Source organism: Kitasatospora sp. NPDC005751 (assembly GCF_040630835.1).
Lineage (GTDB): Bacteria > Actinomycetota > Actinomycetes > Streptomycetales > Streptomycetaceae > Kitasatospora.
In genome coordinates this window covers 1-16841 of the sequence record NZ_JBEXYC010000092.1, presented here as the reverse complement: position 1 = coordinate 16841, position 16841 = coordinate 1, and the positions used below count along the sequence as shown (strand labels likewise).

Sequence of the window (16841 nt, the reverse complement as noted above, 5' to 3'; positions counted from 1 at the left end):
TCGGCGTCCAGCCGGTGGCCGGGCCGCCGGCGCTGGCCGGGGCGGACGGTGCCGACGGCGTGGACGGTGCGGTCCGGCCCGGCCCCGCCGGGGCCTGACCACGACGAAGGCGCCCTGGTAGGAGGTGAGGGCGCTTTCGAGCTGTCCGACGCTCACCAGGTCGAGGTTGTTGGTCGGCTCGTCGAGGAGGAGCAACTGGGGCGCGGGGTCGCCGCACAGCACACAGGCCAGGGTGGCGCGCAGCCGCTCGCCGCCCGAGAGCGCCCCGACCGGGAGGTGGGCGCGGGCGCCGCGGAAGAGGAAGCGGGCGAGCACGTTCATCCGCTCGGGCGCCGGCAGCTCCGGCGCGGCCGCCGCGAAGTTCTCCGCCACGCTGCGGTCCGGGTCCAACAGGTCCAGCCGCTGGGAGAGATAGGCGACCCGGCCGTCCGAGCGCCTGAGCCGTCCGCCGTCGGGGGCGAGGTCCCCGACCAGCAGGCGCAGGAGGGTGGTCTTGCCGGTTCCGTTCTGTCCGAGCAGGGCGATCCGCTCGGGCCCGCGGACGGTCAGATCGACGCCGCCACCAGCGAACAGGGGCGTGCCGCCGCGCAGCACCTGGAGGTTCTCGCCGACGAAGAGGTCGCGCCCGCTCGGCACCCGGGTGCCGGACAGGTCCAGGGTCAGGCGCTGGTCGTCGCGCAGGGCGCGCTCGGCCTCGTCGAGCCGGGCCCTGGCCTCGCCGAGGCGGGCCGCGTGGACCTGGCCGGCGCGTCCTGCGGACTCCTGGGCGCCGCGCTTCATGGTCCCGGCGAAGATGCGGGGCAGACCGGCGTTCTTGAGGTTGCGGCCGGCGTTGCTGGCCCGGCGGTCGGCGCGCTCCCGGGCCTGCTGCAACTCCCGCTTCTCCCGCTTGAGTTCCTGTTCGGCGTTGCGGATGTTCTTGGCCGCGACCTCGCGCCCGGCCTCCGCGGCCTGCTCGTAGGCGGTGAAGTTGCCGCCGAACAGCCGCAGTTCGCCGGAGTCGAGCTCGGCGATCCGGTCCATCCGGTCGAGCAGCGCACGGTCGTGGCTGACCAGCAGCAGGCAGCCGGAGAAGTCCTCCAGGACGCCGTGGAGCCGGTGGCGGGCGGCGAGGTCGAGGTTGTTGGTGGGTTCGTCGAGCAGCAGCACGTCGGGCCGCTTGAGCAGTTGCGCCGCGAGGCCGAGCTGGACGATCTGGCCGCCGCTGAGGGTGCCCAGCCGCCGGTCCAGGCCGACGCCGGCCAGGCCGAGACGTTCGAGCTGGGCGAGGCTGCGCTCCTCGACGTCCCAGTCGTCGCCGATGGCGGTGAAGTGCTCCTCGGCCACGTCACCGGACTCCACCGCGTCGATGGCGCGGATCACCCCGGCGACGCCGAGGACGTCGGCGACCGCGAGGTCCGCCGTCAGCGGGAGGTCCTGAGGCAGGTAGCCGGGTGTGCCGCTGACGGTCAACGATCCTGCGGCGGGCGTCAGTTGACCGGCAATGAGCTTGAGCAGCGTGCTCTTGCCCGCGCCGTTGGGAGCGACCAGGCCGGTGCGGCCGGTGCCGAGGGCGAAGGAGAGGTCCTGGAAGACGGGGGTGTCGTCGGGCCAGGAGAAGGAGAGCTGGGAGCAGACGATGGACGCATCGGACATGAGGACAACCCGGAGGATGGGCAGGCGGAGACACCTCGGCCTGCGAGCAGACAGGGGGAAGGGGAACGACGAACGAAGCCGTTGGCCCGGGGCACCGATGCCCGCCGACGGCTTCAGGACCGGGTCTCACCCGGAGATGTCGTCGTCACCCGCCATGTCTGCTCCACGCTTTCCGTCAGATGGGTTTTCCGCCGTCGAGCATAGCACCGTGTGTGGGCGATCGGTCGGGACCGGCCGCGGGGGGCGGGCCGCCGCGCCGGGCCGGGCGCGTCACGGCGCGCCGGCCCCCCGCAGCAGGGTGTCGACCACCAGGTCGGCCGCCGGTCCGGCGGCCAGGTCGGGCGCCTGACGTGTCACCAGGTGCACGAGCTGGGGCAGCAGGGCGGCGACCCAGCCCTCGGGGAGGCCGGGGCGCAGCAGCCCTTCGGTGACGGCGCGTCGGAGGAAGTCCCCGACCTCGGCGACGGAGCTGTCGCGGCGCCTGCGGGTCTCCTCGTCGGCGAGCATCCGGGCCAGGTCCACCGGCCAGGCGCGGTTGACCTCGATGACGTTCTCCACGTAGCGGTGCAGGGCCACGGCGACGGGGGCCTCGCGCAGACGGGCGTCGGCGATGGCCCGCTCGACGGCGTCCAGGCGGGCGGAGTGGATCGCGGTGAGGAGTTCCTCGCGGGAGCTGAAGCGCCGGTAGACGGTCCGCCGGTCCACCCCCGCCTCGGCCGCGATGCTCGCGATGCTCGCGCCCGGGTCGGCGGCCAGCATCCGCGCTCCCGTCGTCAGGACGGCTTCGATGTTCCGCGCGGCGTCAGCTCTCACGGGGGGAGTCTAGCGGCGGTGTGCAGCTTCGGCTCGCAACCACCTCGTCGCTGTGTCAGTAGCGCGGGGACCTGCGCCGGGAGGGGCCGGTCCCCTCCCGGCGGCGCGCCGTCAGAAGTGGTCCACGTCCACGACGGCCTGGGCGAACGCGGTCGGCGCCTCCTGGGGCAGGTTGTGGCCGATGCCGCCGAGCGTCCGGTGCTCGTACTTCCCGGTGAACATGGCCCGGTACGAGGCGCCGTCGCCGGGAGCGGTGAACGGGTCCAGCGCGGGGTCGAGGGTGATCGTCGGCACCCCGATGGTCGGCTTCAGGGCCAGCCGGTCCTCGTAGCGGTCGTAGCGGCGCTCGCCGTCGGCGACGCTGAGCCGCCAGCGGTAGTTGTGGATCACGACCGCGGCGTAGTCGGGGTTCTCGAAGGCGGCCTCCGTGCGCTCGAAGGTCGCGTCGTCGAACTTCCAGGTGGGGGAGACCTGCTGCCAGACGAAGCGGGTCAGATCGTGGCGCAGGCCCTTGTCCTCCATGGCCTTCCTGCCGCGTTCGGTGGCGAAGTAGTACTGGTACCACCAGGTGTGCTCGCCCGCCGGCGCGATCGGGTCCAACTGCGCCTGGCGGTTGGTGATGAGGTAGCCGCTCACCGACACCAGGGCCTTGACCCGTTCGGGCCACAGGGCCGCGAGGACGTCCCCGGTCCGGGACCCCCAGTCGAACCCGGCCACCACGGCGCGGTCGATCCGGAGGGTGTCCAGCAGGGCGATGACGTCCATCGCGATGGCGGCCTGCTGGCCGTTGCGGAAGGTCCGGGGCGACAGGAACCGGGTGGTGCCGTGTCCGCGCAGGTAGGGGACGATCACGCGGTACCCCAGGCCGGCCAGGAGCGGGGCGACGTCGACGTAGCTGTGGATGTCGTACGGCCAGCCGTGCAGGCAGAGCACGACGGGTCCGTGCGCCGGGCCGAGTTCGGCGTATCCCACGTTCAGCAGCCCGGCCTCGGCCTGCTTGAGCCGCGGGAAGGACGTGTGCGTGCCCGGGGTGATCGTGGGCACGACCGGGGCCGCGCCGGGGCCGCCGGGGCCGGGCGCGGCGGTGGCCGTGCCCGGCAGGGTGGCCATCGAGACCGCGGCCGCACCGGCACCCAGTCCCAGGGCCCTGTTGAAGCTACGCCTGTCGATCATGTCGAGCCTTCCGTGTGACGCGGATGTGTCCCCGGACGGGGCGGGTGTCCGTCCTGCCCGGCGCACCGCACTCTTCCGTTCCCGGCAGGCCGGCACATCAGTCAGTTGACGGTCGGGGCGGCGGCCGCGCCGCCCCCCTCCGGGCGTGTCCGGGCCCGCAGTCGAATGACTGATGCCGCGCGCCGACGCCGTGCGGAACCGTCGTGACGGGGCGAGGCCCCCGGTCCGCGCGGCATCGGACCTCGGCGGTCGCACGGACCGCCGGCACCACCCCGCCAACAAATGCCACGACAGCGAGCTGAAACAGCAAGTAAGTGCTACTGTCAAGTGACAGATAGCGAAGGAGTGGAAGCGTGATCGTCTATGACCGGCTCTTCATCGCAGGCGCCTGGACCGAGCCGAGTGAGGCCGCCCTGCTCGACATCCGGTCCCCGCACGACCGGACGGTGATCGGCCGCGCCGCGCAGGCCCGGCGGGCGGACGTCGACCGTGCGGTGGCGGCGGCCCGGGCCGCGTTCGTCGAGGGCACCTGGCGCGACACCCCGCCGCTGGAGCGCGTGGCGGTGCTGCGGCGCTTCAACGCGCTGCGCGAGCGGCAGGCGGAGCGGATCGCTGCCCTGATCGCCGCCGAGAACGGCTCCGCGGGCTGGTTCACCCGGGCCGGCCAGCCGGGCCTGACCCGCCAGGCCAACGCCTACCTGAAGGCGGCGGAGGAGTTCGGGTGGGAGGAGACCCTGCCGCCCTCCGACCCGGCCTCGCCGGTGCGGAGCGTGGTCCGTCGTGAGGCCGTCGGCGTGGTGGCCGCCGTGATCCCGTGGAACTCGCCCTTCTCCTCCGCGACCACGAAGATCATCCCGGCGCTGCTCGCCGGCAACTCGGTGGTCCTGAAGGTCTCGCCGGAGAACTCGCTCAGCATGGGCCTCCTCGCCGACCTGCTGGCCCAGGTGGGGCTGCCCGCCGGGGTGATCAGCGTGCTGCCCGCCGACCGCGAGACCAGCGAGTACCTGATCTCCCACCCCGAGGTCGACAAGATCGCCTTCACCGGCTCGACCCCGGCCGGCCGGCGCATCGCCGCGATCGCGGGGGAGCAGCTCAAGCGGGTCAGCCTGGAGCTGGGCGGCAAGTCCGCGGCCGTCATCCTGGCCGACGCCGACATCCACCGGGCGGTGCAGGGGCTGAAGTTCTCCTCCCTGCTCAACAACGGCGAGTCCTGCATCGCCCAGACCCGCGTCCTGGCCCCGCGCAGCCGCTACGAGGAGGTGGTCGCGGAACTCAAGGCGCTCGTCGAGTCCCTGAAGGTCGGTGACCCGGCGGACCCGGACACCTTCATCGGACCGATGATCCGCCCCGACCAGCAGGAGCGCGTCCGCCGGTACATCGCGATCGGCATCGAGGAGGGCGCCCGCCTCGTCACCGGCGGCACCGAGGTCCCGGCGGGGCTGGAGGGCGGCAACTACGTGACCCCCACCCTCTTCGCCGACGTGGACAACGCCATGCGCATCGCCCAGGAGGAGATCTTCGGCCCCGTCCTGGTGGTCATCCCCTACGAGGACGAGGACGACGCCGTCCGCATCGCCAACGACTCCGAGTACGGCCTGTCGGGCGGCGTCTGGTCCGCCGACGAGGAGCACGCCCTGGCGGTCGCCCGCCGGATCCGGACCGGCACGGTGACCGTGAACGGGGCCGGTGTCGGCTTCGACGGCCCCTTCGGCGGCTTCAAGGCCAGCGGCATCGGCCGCGAGTTCGGCGCCGTCGGCCTCGGCACCTACACCGAGTACAAGACCATCACCCTCTGACGCGCGCCCGCGCGGCGGTGGCCGGACGCCCGGCCACCGGGCCCGCACCTGGATCGGTGGGGGCCCGGCCTGGTTGGATTCCGGTATGACGAATGACCTCTCCGACGGCTACGAGATCTCGACGGACCCGGCGCGCCTCGATGCCGAACTGATCCACCGGTGGCTGTCCCAGGACGCCTACTGGGCACGCGGCCGCCCCCGGGAGAAGCAGGACTCCGCGATCGCCGCCTCCCTCAACTTCGGCGTCTACGACCGGGCTGCGGGTACCCAGCTCGGCTACGCGCGGGTGGTCACCGACCGGACCACCTTCGCCTGGCTCTGCGACGTGTACATCGAGCCCTCGGCCCGTGGCAGGGGGCTCGGCACGGCCCTGGCCGCCGCCGTCCGCGACCACCTCGCCCCCTACGGGCTGCGCCGCGTCATGCTGGCCACGGCGGACGCCCACGAGGTCTACGCCAAGGCCGGGTTCGTGCCGATGAAGAAGCCGGAGAAGTGGATGGTCCTCGGCGAGGAGTGAGGGCGCCGCGGAGCGGGGACCACCCGCGCAACGCTCCGGCCGTCCCGGGGCGGGGACGGCCGGAGCGGAGCGCTACTTCGCGCAAGTCCGGTCGCCCTTCGGCAGCCGGCCCCCCGCCAGGTAGGCGTTGACCGTGTCGTCCACGCAGGCGTTGCCGTACAGGCCGTACAGGGCGTGCCGGTTGGCACCCTCCAAGGTCAGCAGCCGGGAGGCGGGCAGCAGCCCGTGCAGCGCGACGCTGTCCCGGTAGGTGGTGCGCGGGTCGCCGGTGGCGGCGACTATCAGCACCTCGGCGTCGCGCCGCACCTCGGTGCGGGCCTCGCGCGGGCGGTCCCAGAAGGCGCACGGGTTGACGTTGTGGACCAGCGGGCCGAACAGCGGGTGCTCGGCCCGGCTGCGCTCGATCTCCCGCCAGTACACCTCGGGGTCGCGCGGCGCCGGGGCGTCCGCGCACATGACCGCCTGCTGGGAGCTGCCGGTGGGCGACGCCTCCCCGGTGAACGCGAACCGGAGGACGGCGGTGAAGGCCGCCGACGGCAGGGCCGGCCGCCCCGCCGCCGCCTCGGTGAGCACCGCGATCTGCTCGGCCAGGCTCGCGCGTGCGGCGTCGGTGTCGTCCGCGAGTCCGGCGAAGAGCAGGAACGGCACCCGGGTGTCGTCCAGTCGGAAGGTGTCGGCGCCGCTGCCGACGGTCAGCGGGGCGCGCGCGGACGCCTCGACGAGCCGCCGGATGCCCGCCGTCACCTCCTCGGCGGTCCGGCCGAGCCGGTAGGTGTCGTGGCGGTCCGCCGTCCAGGCCGCCCAGTCGGCGAGCGCCTGCTCGTTCTCCGCCAGCAGGTGGGGGAGCAGCACCGGCCCGTAGGTGCGCGGGTCGAGCGCCCCGTCGAGTACCACCCGGTCGTAGCGGCCGGGGAACATCTGGGTGTAGACCGTGCCCAGGTACGTCCCGTACGAGACCCCCAGGTAGGAGATCCTCCGCTCGCCGAGCGCACCGCGGATGACGTCCATGTCGCGGGCCGTGTTGCGCGTGCCGGCGTGCGGCAGCAGCGGTCCGGCCGCCGCCCGGCACTTGGCGGCGAGGTCCTTCTGGAGAACGACCTGCCGGTCGAAGCTCGCCCGGCCGAGCCCGGCCGAGACGAGGTTGGTGCCGACCGGCCAGCCGCAGTCCAGCGGGGTGCTGCGGCCGACGAAGCGCGGGTCCATGCCGATGATGTCGTAGCGGCCGGCGGTCTCCTTGAGCGCCGTGTGGACACGCGGCGGGCTCCCGAGGGTCTGGCCGCCCGGGCCGCCGTCGTTGAGCAGCAGTGGGCCGATCCGGTGGCGGGTGTCGGTGGCCTTGATCCGGGAGATCGCGACGGTGATCGTACGGCCCCGGGGGTCGCCGTAGTCGAGCGGCACGGTGACGTCGGCGCAGGTCGCGCCCGCCTCCTCCAGGCCCGCGCCGACCTGGTCGTCCGGGCCCTGGACGCAGCTGCGCCAGTCGAGGGGCTGGTGGTAGTAGCGCTCCAGGCCCCGGGGGGTGGAGGCGGCGCTGTCGGCGGAGGCGGACGCCGCCACGGCGGCGGGGGCGGTCACGGCGGACGCCACCGTCAGGCAGGCGGCGAGGGCGAGGCCCGCCGCCGTGGCCCGGCGGGCGACCGGCCGTGCCACGGCGGCCGGACCGAAGGGAAGGTGATGAGCTGTCATGTGACCAACGCTAGGAACCTGGCGGCCGAAGATCACGACAGCACACCCCCGGACCCGCCCGGGGGACAGCCCCCTCCGCCGCCTTCACTTTCGGGCAGGAGTCCCGGCCGGCGGCCGGGACTCCTGCCCGTCCGGCCCGCCTCCGGTGCCCCGACGGCCGGGCGGCCGCCCGGTCAGGAGTCCCGGCGGAGGCGGGTGACCATGGTCAGCGCGTCCTCGCCCTCGCGCGGGTCGTGCACGCGGAAGCCCTCGCGCTCGTACAGCCGGAGGGCGGGGTTGTCCCGCTCGACGCTCAGCGAGACGCGTTCGACGCCGGCCTCGGCGGCGGTCCGCAGCAGACGCCTGATCAGCAGGGTTCCGATGCCCCGGCCACGCTGGGCGGCGGTGATGCCGATGCTCAGCTCCGGCACGGCCGGGTCGACGAAGCCGTAGCCGGGGTCCTCCGCCGGGAGGTGCCGCAGCCACGCGGCGCCGACCGGGAGCGGCTGCCACCCGGTGGCCTCCCCGGTCGAGAGGGCCACGATGCCCAGGTCGCCCCGACCGGGCCAGCCGTCCACGTAGTGGGCGTTGCGCGGGTCGGAGAGCACCGCCTCGCGTGAGACATCCCGGCCGGGCGCCCAGTTGACGGCGGCGACCACCAGGTCGCGGAGGAACTCGGCGTCGTCGGCGAGCGCGAACCGCGTGTGGATGTCGGACGGCCCCCCGTCGGGGTAGACGTCGTCCTCCCTGCCTTCGGGGGCGATCTGCCGCAGCCTCGGGCCGTGGAACATCCACACCCGGAAGTAGGACTGCTCCTGGTCCATCACGAACAGCTGCACCAACTCCGGGTGGACCCACGGGACGCGCTCGACATGGGCGACCAGTCCGGCGAGGTCCGCGTGGTTGAGCGCACCGGCGAAGACCTCGCACTCCGGGTACGTGCCGCCGCCCCAGCGCGTGTCGCTCCCGGTCGTCTCGTTCAGCGACCCGACCCACCCGACGGCGCCCGGTTCGTAGCCGCGTCGTGGGGCGGACGTCCGCAACCACTGGCTCAGCGCTTCGACGGCCGGCCGGTCGGTGAACTCGACGGAGATCATGATGTTGGCCACGTGACTCACGCCGGAAGTCAACACGACCACTGATCGACCTGCCACCGAGTTCCCGCAGGGTGACCGGCGGCGCTCAGCCCGGCTGTTGGTCGTCGTCGCTCCGCGACACCCGCAGGCGCTCGGCCGCCTCCTGGACGGCTTCGTGGGCCTTGGCGGCCCGGTCGTCGGCGGTGCGCGCCGCGTCCTCGGCGGATCGCGCCTGCTTCTCGGCGCGCGTGAGGCGTTCCCGGGCGAGGGCTTCGCGGTGCTGCGCCCCGGCGAGCGCGGCCCGGGCCTGCTCGGCTTCGGTCTCCGCCCGTCGGCGGGCCGACTCCGCCTCGTCGAGGGCCCGAGCGGCGTCCGCGGCCCGGGCATCGGCCTTGTCCGCGGCCTGTTCCGCGCCGGCCAAGGCCTTGCGGGCCTGTTCCTGTTCGCGCCGGCGCCGCCGTTCGGCCGCGGCCTGTGCCTTCGTGGGACGCGAGCCGCGCGCCGACGCGGGGGACGTCCCGGCGGCCTTCTTCGTCGCGGCCCCGGTCCCCGGCTTCCGGCTCCCCGGCTTCCCGGCGCCCGGCTTCCCGCTGTCCGGCTTCCCGGCGCCCGGCTTCCGGCTCCCCGGCTTCCCGGCGTCCGGCTTCCCGCTGTCCGGCTTCCCGGCGCCCGGCCACAGCACCGGGTCCAGCGGAGCCGTCAGCCGCCCCGCCGCGAGGGCGCGGGCGGCGTCCGGGTCCGCCAGCGCGGCGCCCAGCGTCCGGTCCACCTCGGCGACGGCGTCGGCGCCGAGCGGGTGTCCGGCCTCCGCCGCGTCGCGCTCGGCTTGCCCCGTCAGCGCCCGCACCAGCTGCCGCCGCTGCTCGGTGAGCGTGCGCAACTGGTCCCCGGCGAGGTGCTCCTGGGCGTCGCGCAGCGCCTGCCCGAGGTCCAGCAGCTGCCCGACCAGGTCGCCGTGCCGGTGAGCGAGGAGGTTGGCGGCCCAGGCGGCCTGGGTGGGGCGGCGCAGCGCACGGACCTGCTTGGCGAGCTGCGGGTCGGTCTTCTTCAGGGCGTCCGCGTGCCGGTTCCGGGCCGCCGTGAAGTCCTGCGGGGCGAGGGTGTGGAGCTCGTCCGCGATCGCGTCGAAGTCGGGTTCGTTGCCGGCCATCGTTCGGGACCCTACGGGCGCGGGCCGCTCCGGCCCGGTACGACTCGCCCGGTCGGGCACGGTCGACGCCGCCGGTCCCCGGCCGGGTCGTCGGGAGTGGACCCGGGGCGCGGCAGCCCTCCTCGCCCGGGTCCACTCCCTCCCGGTGCCACCCGAGCCGCCATGCCGTTCGGGCCGCTCAACCTCCAGCCCCACCCCGGCAGGCAGGGGGCCGAGCGCGGCGGCCGGCACAAGGACCCGCCACATCAAGAAGACCAGGAACCGCACCAAGTTCCTGGGGTTCTGCCGCTTCCTGCGCTCACTGCATCCGGCGGACGTGCGGATCGCGATGGTCTGTGACAACTCCTCGCCGCACCTGACGACGAGGCGGTGTCAGCGGGTCGGGACATGGGCGGCCGCGACCAACGTGGAGATCGCCTACACCCCGACCAACAGCTCCTGGCTCGACCGGATCGAGGCCCAGTTCACCGCTCTGCGCTACTTCGCCCTCGACGGCACCGACCACCCCAGCCACAAGGCCCGGGGGCAGCATGATCCGCCGCTGCATCAGCTGGCGGAACAAGCACGCCACCGACGAACGCCTACGCGAGGTCGTCACCAGGGCGAACGTCGCCTGAGCGGCATCAGACCCGTTCGTCTGGATCCACGTTCGCGAGCACCTCGCAGTCGCAACCGCCGCCATCGGCCAGCAGGCCCGCTTCCAGCTCGGACCACGCCACTGAACAGGCGTCGGCCCAGGACCGGGAGTGCCTCAGCGTGTGATCACATCCGGTCTCCGCGAGACGCTCTTCGACGTGACCGAGGAGGCCGTCGAGCTGTTCACGGTCGATGCCGAGCAGGTTCCACTCATCACGCTTGCGCTCTGCCTTGTAGGCGTCGCGAAGGATCCGCCGTCGTTCCCTCTCCGAAGACATCTGCGCAACTCGCTCCTCATCAGACCAGCTGGAGCCCCACCCTAAGGTCGTCGACACCAGAGCCCGTAGCCGGGACGAAAACACGATGTCGTCCGCTGAACAGGGCGAAGGCTGTCTGATGCGGCGCTAGCCGCACCCCGGCCCGTACCCCGGCCGCGTCACTCCGGTCGGAGCAGGCTGCCCGTGACGAAGCGGTGGAAGCCGCGGGCGAAGGCCCGGGCCTCGTCGGCGGGCCAGTCGGCCAGCGAGGCCTCGATGTGGGCGGCGAGGCGCTCGCGCGTGGTCCGGATGACGCGCTCTCCGGCGTCGGTGAGGGTCAGCAGCGTCGCGCGCCCGTCGTCGGGGTCGGGGACGCGGCGCAGCAGGCCGGCCTCTTCGAGGCGGCTGGCGCGGCGGGTGACGCCCGAGCGGTCGAGGCCGATCTCCTCGGCGAGTCTGGCGGCGCTGCACGGCCCGGTGCGGGCGAGCGCGCTGAGGACGGGGTAGGTGACGGCGTCCAGCGCCCCGTCCAGGCCGCTGGTCAGGAGCTCGTAGAGGTGTGTGCGAGAGCTGCGTCGGAGGACGACGGCAAGTGCGTCGGCGATCTCGTGTCCCACGTCGTTCGGCATGCGTCCAAGAATAGCGTGCGCAACGCACGCACCATGGGGTACTGTTCAGATGCGTGCTCGACGCACGCAAAGTCTCGTCACTCCGACGCTCACGCGTCACTCCGACGCCCAAGGGGACCCGTCATGACCACCGCCACGCGAACCGACATCGCCACCGCGCTCACCGACCTGCTCTTCACCCCCGGGCTCGACCTGGCCGAGGCCGTCGACCGGCACTTCGCCCCCGACTACCGCCAGCGCACCGACGGCAGCTGGGCGGACCGGGCGGAGTTCACCGCCCACATCGCCCACCTGCGCGAGGTCGTCGCGAGCGGCCGCGTCGAGGTCCTCGACGAGCTGGTCCAGGGGGACCGCTACGCCGACCGCCACGTGGTCGACGTCACCAAGACCGACGGCTCCACCGTGCGCATGGAGGTGTACGTGTTCGCCGAGTTCGCCGCCGACGGCCGGTTCCGCCGCCTGGAGGAGACCACCCTGATGCTCCGGGGCGACGAGGAGGACCGCGACCTCGGCAGCGCCCGCTGACCGACGACGATCCGGCCCCGCCCTTCCGCCCCGCCGCGCTCGGCGGGGTGGAAGGGCGGGGCCGCCGTCCGTCCGGGGCCGTTTCAGTCCTCCTCGGCCACCTCGTGGTCGGCCTGCGAGCCGATGTGGGCCCGCGCGGCCCGCTCGGCCGCCTCCGGGTCCCCGCTGCGCAGCGCGGCGATGATCGTGTCGTGCTCCTCGATGACGGCCTTCCAGTTGTGGAGGTCCATCGGGGCGGTGATTCGGTGCCGGCGGATGGTCAGCAGGAGCTGCTCGGCGAGCTCGCCGAGGACGCGGTAGCCGCCGGCCCGGGCCAGTGCGCGGTGGAACTCCGAGTTGTGCTCGGGCAGCCGGCCGACCGCTCCGGTGGCCAGGGCGGCGCGCATGTCGTGCTGGGCCGCGTCGAGGTCGGCCAGCAGGGCGTCGGTGACCCGCTCGGCCGCCAGCCGGGCGACCAGCCCCTCGATGGCCTCCCGGGCGAGGAAGACCCCGCGCATCTCGGTCTTGTCGATCTCGGCGACGGTGACACCGGCGTGCACGCGGGAGACGACCAGGCCGTCGGCCTCCAGGCGCTTGACGGCCTCGCGGACGGGGATCTTGCTCACGCCGAGGTTGCGGGCCAGCTCGTCCATGTTGATGCGCTGGCCCGGACGCAGGTCGCCCCGGGCGATCGCGTCGTGCAGGCTGCCGTAGACGAGGTCGGCCTTGCTCTTCACGGGCGGTATCGGCTCAGCCCAGCCCTTCTTGCTCATTCGTTCATCGTATGCGATATCTCTCCGGCGACGAACGGCCCGGTGGCACTGTGTCCCGTTTGGTGCCCGAAGGCGCCGTGAGGTGGTTTCGTATATCGAATACCTTCACCCCGTGCCCCGCGAGCCGGCGCCGCCGGACCGGCCACCACCGGCCCGCCCGGCCGCCGCCGCGGCGGGTCCTTCCGCCCGGCGGAGTACTCCGCACCCTGCCCGTCGGACTCGCCCGCTTCCAGAACCGGTTCGATCCCCGCTGGGACCTCCTGACGGCCGGCTCCGTCCTCGCCGCCGTCCCCGTCGTCATCGGCTTCGTCCTCCTCCAACGCCTCTTCGTCCGCGGCCTCATCGGAGGAGCCGTCAAGGAATGGCGCGGCGGGCGAGTGCTCCACCGCGGATCGGCCTACGAGGCGCGGTCGCAGGGAACGGGCCCGGGGGTCGGTCCGTTCCGCGCGACTCGGGCGGGACCGGACGACGGTCCCGTCACAGGCGGTTCCGCCGGGCGGTCGTCGGGGCGGGAGCCGCCCGCCGGGGCTTCGGCACGGACCCTAGAGGACCCGCCAGAGGGCGAGCGCGAAGACCGCGGCGACCCAGGTCCAGAGGACCGAGAGGCCGATGTGCGCGGCGGTCCGCAGGGGGTCGCCGCGCCAGAGCCTGGGGGAGAAGACGGCGAACTCGAACAGCCAGCGCAGGCCCCAGAAGAGCGTCTGCCCGGCCAGCAGGGCGGTGCCCAGGCGGGTGCCGGCGAGGAGGTCGGCGGCCAGGCAGAGCGGCATCAGGCCGAGCAGCGCGCAGGTCAGCGCGATGAAGAAGAGGTGGACGTAGGAGACCTGGCGGGTCAGCAGGCTGGCGCCGGACAGGTCGGCCGGCCACTGGACGATGCGCGGCAGGACGGCGTGGAACAGGCCCATGCCGACCAGGGCCGCGCCGACCAGCCTCAACTGAGCTTCCAGGGTGAACAGTTCGGTCATGCGGCGGGACTCCGGAAGGCGAAGGCGGTGATCAGTGTGGCGATCCGGCGTTCGGCGGCCGGGTGCAGTCCGGCCTCGGTGGCGTGCCGCAGCCAGGTGGCGCGCGGCTGGAAGTGCCAGGCGCCCGGGCCGTAGGCGGCGGTGTTGGCGAGGTCGCGCAGGTGCTCCACCAGCAGCAGGGTACCGCCGGGCCGCAGGGTGCGGACGGCCTCGGTGAACAGTGCCGTGCGGTCGGCGGGCCGACGCAGTTCGTGGGCGGCGAGGACGGTGAGCACGGTGTCGAGGGAGCCGGTGGCGGCGGGCAGGGCGTCGGGGCGGGCGGAGACGGTGCCGGGGGCGGGCGGGGCGTGGCGACGGGCGCGCCGGATCGAGCCCTCGGTGGTCAGGGCCGGGTCGTAGAGGTCGGCGACGAGCTGGCGGGCGGTGGGGTACCGGGCGGCGACCGGCCGGCTGGCCTCGTCGAGTCCGGTGCAGACGACCAGGTGGTCGCCCGGGCCGTCGGGGAGCAATTCGGACAGCCAGTCGTAGGAGTGGAGTTCGGAGCGGTCGTAGACGTGCCAGGTGGCCAGGGTGCTGGTGGTGAGGAGCGCGGCGGCGCCGGCCGAGGCGGCGCGGGCGAGGGCGGCGGGCCGGCCGGGGAGGTGACGGGCCAGCGCCCAGCCGGTGGCGGCGGTGACGGCGCCGGCGGCGTACATCGGCCAGTTGTAGCGGATCACCTCGCGGACACCCGAGGGGCGCCGCGCGGGCCCGGCGGGCCGGGCGTTCATCGGCGGGCTCCGTCGAGGGCACGGCGGTGGCCGGCCTCCCAGCCGTAGTCGACGTCGGCGACGTGGAAGGCGTTGGCGAGGACGGGGCGGCTGCCGGTGAAGGGGTCGTGGTCGAAGAAGGTCAGCCGGGGGACCTCGACCGCCACCGGGACGGGGTCCCAGTGGGTGCGGGTGGCCTTGACGACGATCATGGAGCGGGTTTCCGGCTCGTACTCGAAGGTGTAGGGCAGTGGTCCGGCGAACCGGCGCGCGGCCCGGGCGTCGGCGAACGGACTGCCGGGCGGTAGGGGTGCGGGGCTGCTCGCGAGGTCGGCGCGCACATGCAGGTCGGCGCGGCCGTCGGTGCTGAGCACCTTGAACTCCAGGGTGTTGCCGAGTACCCGGGTGCCGATCCTGGCGGAGCGGTAGTGGTAGCGGGAGAAGAGGTTGCCGCCGGCGGCCATCAGCCGGTTGTCGGTGTCGGAGCGCAGGATCCGCAGTCCGCGCATGGTGCGCCCGCCCGGGGTGGGGAACCGGGTGAAGATCCGGTAGCCGGTGAGGATGAAGTCGCGGCCGAGGCGGGCGGGCAGGGCGGCCGGGCGCAGTGCGCGGGTGTCGACGACGGCGGCGGCGACGAAGCCGTGTTCGGTGCCGGTGGGGTCGGTGTAGGTGTCGAGGGCGAGGCCGGGCGGCACGAGGGGCGCGAGGAGGTGCGGCGGGAGGGCGTAGGTGAGGACGAGGGAGTGCGCGAAGTGGGTGCGCATCGGGAAGGGGTGGCGTTGGAGCAGGTGTCGCACGGTCGACTCCGGTGGTGGGCGCGAAGCGGTGGGTGGTCTTCAGAACCGGGGGCCTTGCGGGCCGGGGCTTTCAGAGCCGGGGTCTTGAGAGCCGGTGGGCCTTCGGAGCCGGGTGGTCTTCGGAGCTGAGTGGTCCTCGGAACCGGGGGCCCTCAGAGCCGGAGCACCCGGATGACGCCCCAGAGCAGGGAGCGGTCCTCGGCGGCGGCGCCCGGGCCGGCGCGGCCCGGTTCGCGGATGCTGCGCAGGACGGCGGTTCCGCCGGGGCGGACGGCGTGCTGGACGGCGGCGCGCAGGCGCCGGGCGAAGGCCGGGCCGGGGCCGTCCAGGACGTTGGAGAGGGTGACGGCGTCGTAGTGGCCGGCGGGGGAGCGTTCGAGGTGGTCGAGGACGTCGCCGACGAGCAGCCGGACGGGGGCCGCGGCCGGTTCGGCGGGGGTGGCGGGCGGCCCGGGCAGGTCGCGGCCGAGGAGCAGGCGCCAGGCGTAGGGGTTGTCGGCGTTGGGGTGGCGGGCGACCCCGCGGGCCAGCCGGGCCCGCAGGGCGCTGTCGAAGCGGTGGGGCAGGACGTCCCGGAAGGCGGGCCGCACGGCGGTGGCGAGCGTGCCGGCGGGGCGCAGGGCGGCGGCGAGCAGCAGGCGCAGGCCGGGTCCGTCGAGCCGGTGGCGCCAGTGGCGGGCCTGGGCGGCGGGGTCGTCCAGGCGCAGGAAGCGTTCCAGGGCGGCGGGTCGCCAGGCCGGGAGGACGGCGGCCGCCGCCGCCCGGCCCGCGGCGAGCAGGTGTTCCGCGGAGCCGGTGGCCGCGGGCGCGCCGATGGTGAGCCGGCCGCGGGCGTAGGCGAGCTGGGCGGGGTTGAGGTCGATGGCGGTGACCTCGTACCCGGCGGCGGCCAGTGCGGCGGCGGTGTCGCCGGCCGAGGCGATGCAGAGCACGCGGGCGCCCGGTGCCGGGAACGCGCCGAGTTCGACGGCCGCGTCCTCGTACATCCGGCCGAACAGGACGCGCGGGCGGCGGGTCTGGAGGCTGAGCAGTCGGCCTTCGGTCCAGGGCGTGGCGGTGCTCATGCGGCGACCGCGATCGGGCGGGTGCGGTCGCGCCGGGCGGCGGGGAGGGTCCAGACCAGGGCCAGGAAGGCGATGTCCTGGACGACGAGGCGGCCCGGTTCGGGGATGCGGTCGGCGCCGAACAGCAGGCCGCCGGTGTTGAACCCGACGACCAGCAGGGTCTGGACGATCGCGGCGAGCCTGGCCCGGCGTCCGTTGAGCACCCAGGCGCCGAGGGCCAGCTCGGCCAGGCCGATGGTGATCAGCAGCGGCGTCACGGCGCTCCCGGGCAGGAGCGGCAGGCCTTCCACGATGGCGCGCTGGTCGGCGCGGCCGGGGAAGAACTTGCACCAGAGGCCCTCGTAGCCCCACATCAGGGCGATCGCGGAGGCGGTCAGCCGGGTCTGCCAAGGAGTCGGCACGGTGGACGGTCCTTTCTTCCGCTGCCGGCGAGCGCGGGTGCGCCGGGGCAGGGCGGGGCACGGCGGGGTGGCCCGAACCCCTCGGTCGGGGTCGGGGGCTCCCGTTCGGGATCATCATGGCGCACGGGTTTGAACATGTTCAACTAGGGGGCGTGCCGTGGTGCCGGGCGGGCGCGCGGGCGCCGTGTCCGCCCCCGGGACGCGCGCGGGGGGGCACGCCGAACCCGACGGCGGCCAGCCGCGC

General features: G+C 74.2%; 17 protein-coding genes and 1 pseudogene. 4 read left to right on the top strand and 14 right to left on the bottom strand.

What is annotated here, in order from left to right:
- The 3 genes from ABZ497_RS35095 to ABZ497_RS35085 form a co-directional block, all read right to left on the bottom strand.
- Window positions 1–1635: ABC-F family ATP-binding cassette domain-containing protein (locus ABZ497_RS35095; protein WP_359811754.1), on the bottom strand; the 1635-nt coding region annotated here is incomplete at its 3' end.
- Between the two features lie 270 nt (window positions 1636–1905).
- Entirely contained in the window at window positions 1906–2394 is a 489-nt protein-coding gene (locus tag ABZ497_RS35090) for a TetR family transcriptional regulator (RefSeq protein ID WP_329491987.1), read from the bottom strand.
- A gap of 165 nt (window positions 2395–2559) precedes the next feature.
- Complete coding sequence (locus ABZ497_RS35085) at window positions 2560–3621, bottom strand: alpha/beta hydrolase (RefSeq protein WP_359811751.1); 1062 nt, start codon at window positions 3619–3621, stop codon at window positions 2560–2562.
- Window positions 3622–3974: 353 nt separating this feature from the next.
- Here ABZ497_RS35085 and ABZ497_RS35080 point away from each other — a divergent pair, with 353 nt between their 5' ends.
- The gene (locus tag ABZ497_RS35080) at window positions 3975–5417 is read left to right on the top strand and encodes an aldehyde dehydrogenase (RefSeq protein ID WP_359811748.1); all 1443 of its coding nucleotides are present in this window, start codon (window positions 3975–3977) and stop codon (window positions 5415–5417) included.
- A gap of 85 nt (window positions 5418–5502) precedes the next feature.
- Window positions 5503–5934 carry a GNAT family N-acetyltransferase gene (locus ABZ497_RS35075; RefSeq protein ID WP_359811745.1) on the top strand — a complete coding sequence of 144 codons (432 nt, stop codon included), beginning with the start codon at window positions 5503–5505 and terminating at the stop codon, window positions 5932–5934.
- A 72-nt stretch (window positions 5935–6006) separates the two neighbouring features.
- Here the strand turns inward: ABZ497_RS35075 and ABZ497_RS35070 are convergent, their stop codons facing one another.
- The 3 genes from ABZ497_RS35070 to ABZ497_RS35060 all read right to left on the bottom strand — a co-directional run bounded on the left by ABZ497_RS35070 (window position 6007) and on the right by ABZ497_RS35060 (window position 9825).
- Window positions 6007–7620 (bottom strand): alpha/beta fold hydrolase, encoded by a 1614-nt coding sequence (locus tag ABZ497_RS35070; RefSeq protein WP_359811742.1) that lies wholly within the window; start codon window positions 7618–7620, stop codon window positions 6007–6009.
- Between the two features lie 173 nt (window positions 7621–7793).
- Window positions 7794–8717 carry a GNAT family N-acetyltransferase gene (locus ABZ497_RS35065; protein ID WP_359811739.1) on the bottom strand — a complete coding sequence of 308 codons (924 nt, stop codon included), beginning with the start codon at window positions 8715–8717 and terminating at the stop codon, window positions 7794–7796.
- Between the two features lie 64 nt (window positions 8718–8781).
- The gene (locus ABZ497_RS35060; RefSeq protein WP_359811736.1) at window positions 8782–9825 is read right to left on the bottom strand and encodes a hypothetical protein; all 1044 of its coding nucleotides are present in this window, start codon (window positions 9823–9825) and stop codon (window positions 8782–8784) included.
- Window positions 9826–9993: 168 nt separating this feature from the next.
- Between ABZ497_RS35060 and ABZ497_RS35055 the strand changes: the two are divergent.
- A pseudogene (locus ABZ497_RS35055) lies at window positions 9994–10442 on the top strand (IS630 family transposase); the annotation flags it as partial.
- Between the two features lie 6 nt (window positions 10443–10448).
- Here the strand turns inward: ABZ497_RS35055 and ABZ497_RS35050 are convergent.
- Window positions 10449–10739 carry a DUF2695 domain-containing protein gene (locus tag ABZ497_RS35050; RefSeq protein WP_359811733.1) on the bottom strand — a complete coding sequence of 97 codons (291 nt, stop codon included), beginning with the start codon at window positions 10737–10739 and terminating at the stop codon, window positions 10449–10451.
- 158 nt (window positions 10740–10897) lie between these two features.
- Window positions 10898–11347: a MarR family transcriptional regulator gene (locus ABZ497_RS35045; protein ID WP_359811730.1), complete on the bottom strand. Its 450-nt coding sequence runs from the start codon at window positions 11345–11347 to the stop codon at window positions 10898–10900.
- Window positions 11348–11470: 123 nt separating this feature from the next.
- On the opposite strand from ABZ497_RS35045, the gene ABZ497_RS35040 reads away from it, so the two are divergent.
- Window positions 11471–11872 (top strand): nuclear transport factor 2 family protein, encoded by a 402-nt coding sequence (locus ABZ497_RS35040; RefSeq protein WP_359811728.1) that lies wholly within the window; start codon window positions 11471–11473, stop codon window positions 11870–11872.
- An 83-nt stretch (window positions 11873–11955) separates the two neighbouring features.
- Here the strand turns inward: ABZ497_RS35040 and ABZ497_RS35035 are convergent, their stop codons facing one another.
- From ABZ497_RS35035 to ABZ497_RS35010, 6 genes are all read right to left on the bottom strand, one after another.
- Window positions 11956–12624, bottom strand: coding sequence for a GntR family transcriptional regulator (locus ABZ497_RS35035; RefSeq protein ID WP_359811725.1), 669 nt, complete (start codon window positions 12622–12624; stop codon window positions 11956–11958).
- Between the two features lie 542 nt (window positions 12625–13166).
- Entirely contained in the window at window positions 13167–13589 is a 423-nt protein-coding gene (locus ABZ497_RS35030) for a hypothetical protein (RefSeq protein WP_359811722.1), read from the bottom strand.
- The gene (locus ABZ497_RS35025) at window positions 13586–14356 is read right to left on the bottom strand and encodes a class I SAM-dependent methyltransferase (protein ID WP_359811719.1); all 771 of its coding nucleotides are present in this window, start codon (window positions 14354–14356) and stop codon (window positions 13586–13588) included. The genes ABZ497_RS35030 and ABZ497_RS35025 overlap by 4 nt, the downstream gene beginning before the upstream one ends.
- Entirely contained in the window at window positions 14353–15132 is a 780-nt protein-coding gene (locus tag ABZ497_RS35020; protein ID WP_359811717.1) for a DUF2071 domain-containing protein, read from the bottom strand. Before ABZ497_RS35020 ends, ABZ497_RS35025 begins: the two co-directional genes overlap by 4 nt.
- 152 nt (window positions 15133–15284) lie before the next feature.
- On the bottom strand, window positions 15285–16196 hold the full coding sequence (locus ABZ497_RS35015) for a DUF3419 family protein (protein WP_359811715.1): 912 nt from the start codon (window positions 16194–16196) through the stop codon (window positions 15285–15287).
- On the bottom strand, window positions 16193–16597 hold the full coding sequence (locus tag ABZ497_RS35010) for a DoxX-like family protein (protein WP_359811712.1): 405 nt from the start codon (window positions 16595–16597) through the stop codon (window positions 16193–16195). Before ABZ497_RS35010 ends, ABZ497_RS35015 begins: the two co-directional genes overlap by 4 nt.
- Between the last annotated feature and the right edge of the window lie 244 nt (window positions 16598–16841).

Coding starts and splice junctions, on each gene's coding strand:
- ABZ497_RS35090 (WP_329491987.1), bottom strand. CDS start 2,394: ATGCTGGCCGCCGACCCGGGCGCGAGCATCGCGAGCATCGCGGCCGAG.
- ABZ497_RS35085 (WP_359811751.1), bottom strand. CDS start 3,621: ATGATCGACAGGCGTAGCTTCAACAGGGCCCTGGGACTGGGTGCCGGT.
- ABZ497_RS35075 (WP_359811745.1), top strand. CDS start 5,503: ATGACGAATGACCTCTCCGACGGCTACGAGATCTCGACGGACCCGGCG.
- ABZ497_RS35070 (WP_359811742.1), bottom strand. CDS start 7,620: ATGACAGCTCATCACCTTCCCTTCGGTCCGGCCGCCGTGGCACGGCCG.
- ABZ497_RS35060 (WP_359811736.1), bottom strand. CDS start 9,825: ATGGCCGGCAACGAACCCGACTTCGACGCGATCGCGGACGAGCTCCAC.
- ABZ497_RS35050 (WP_359811733.1), bottom strand. CDS start 10,739: ATGTCTTCGGAGAGGGAACGACGGCGGATCCTTCGCGACGCCTACAAG.
- ABZ497_RS35045 (WP_359811730.1), bottom strand. CDS start 11,347: ATGCCGAACGACGTGGGACACGAGATCGCCGACGCACTTGCCGTCGTC.
- ABZ497_RS35040 (WP_359811728.1), top strand. CDS start 11,471: ATGACCACCGCCACGCGAACCGACATCGCCACCGCGCTCACCGACCTG.
- ABZ497_RS35035 (WP_359811725.1), bottom strand. CDS start 12,624: ATGAGCAAGAAGGGCTGGGCTGAGCCGATACCGCCCGTGAAGAGCAAG.
- ABZ497_RS35030 (WP_359811722.1), bottom strand. CDS start 13,589: ATGACCGAACTGTTCACCCTGGAAGCTCAGTTGAGGCTGGTCGGCGCG.
- ABZ497_RS35025 (WP_359811719.1), bottom strand. CDS start 14,356: ATGAACGCCCGGCCCGCCGGGCCCGCGCGGCGCCCCTCGGGTGTCCGC.
- ABZ497_RS35015 (WP_359811715.1), bottom strand. CDS start 16,196: ATGAGCACCGCCACGCCCTGGACCGAAGGCCGACTGCTCAGCCTCCAG.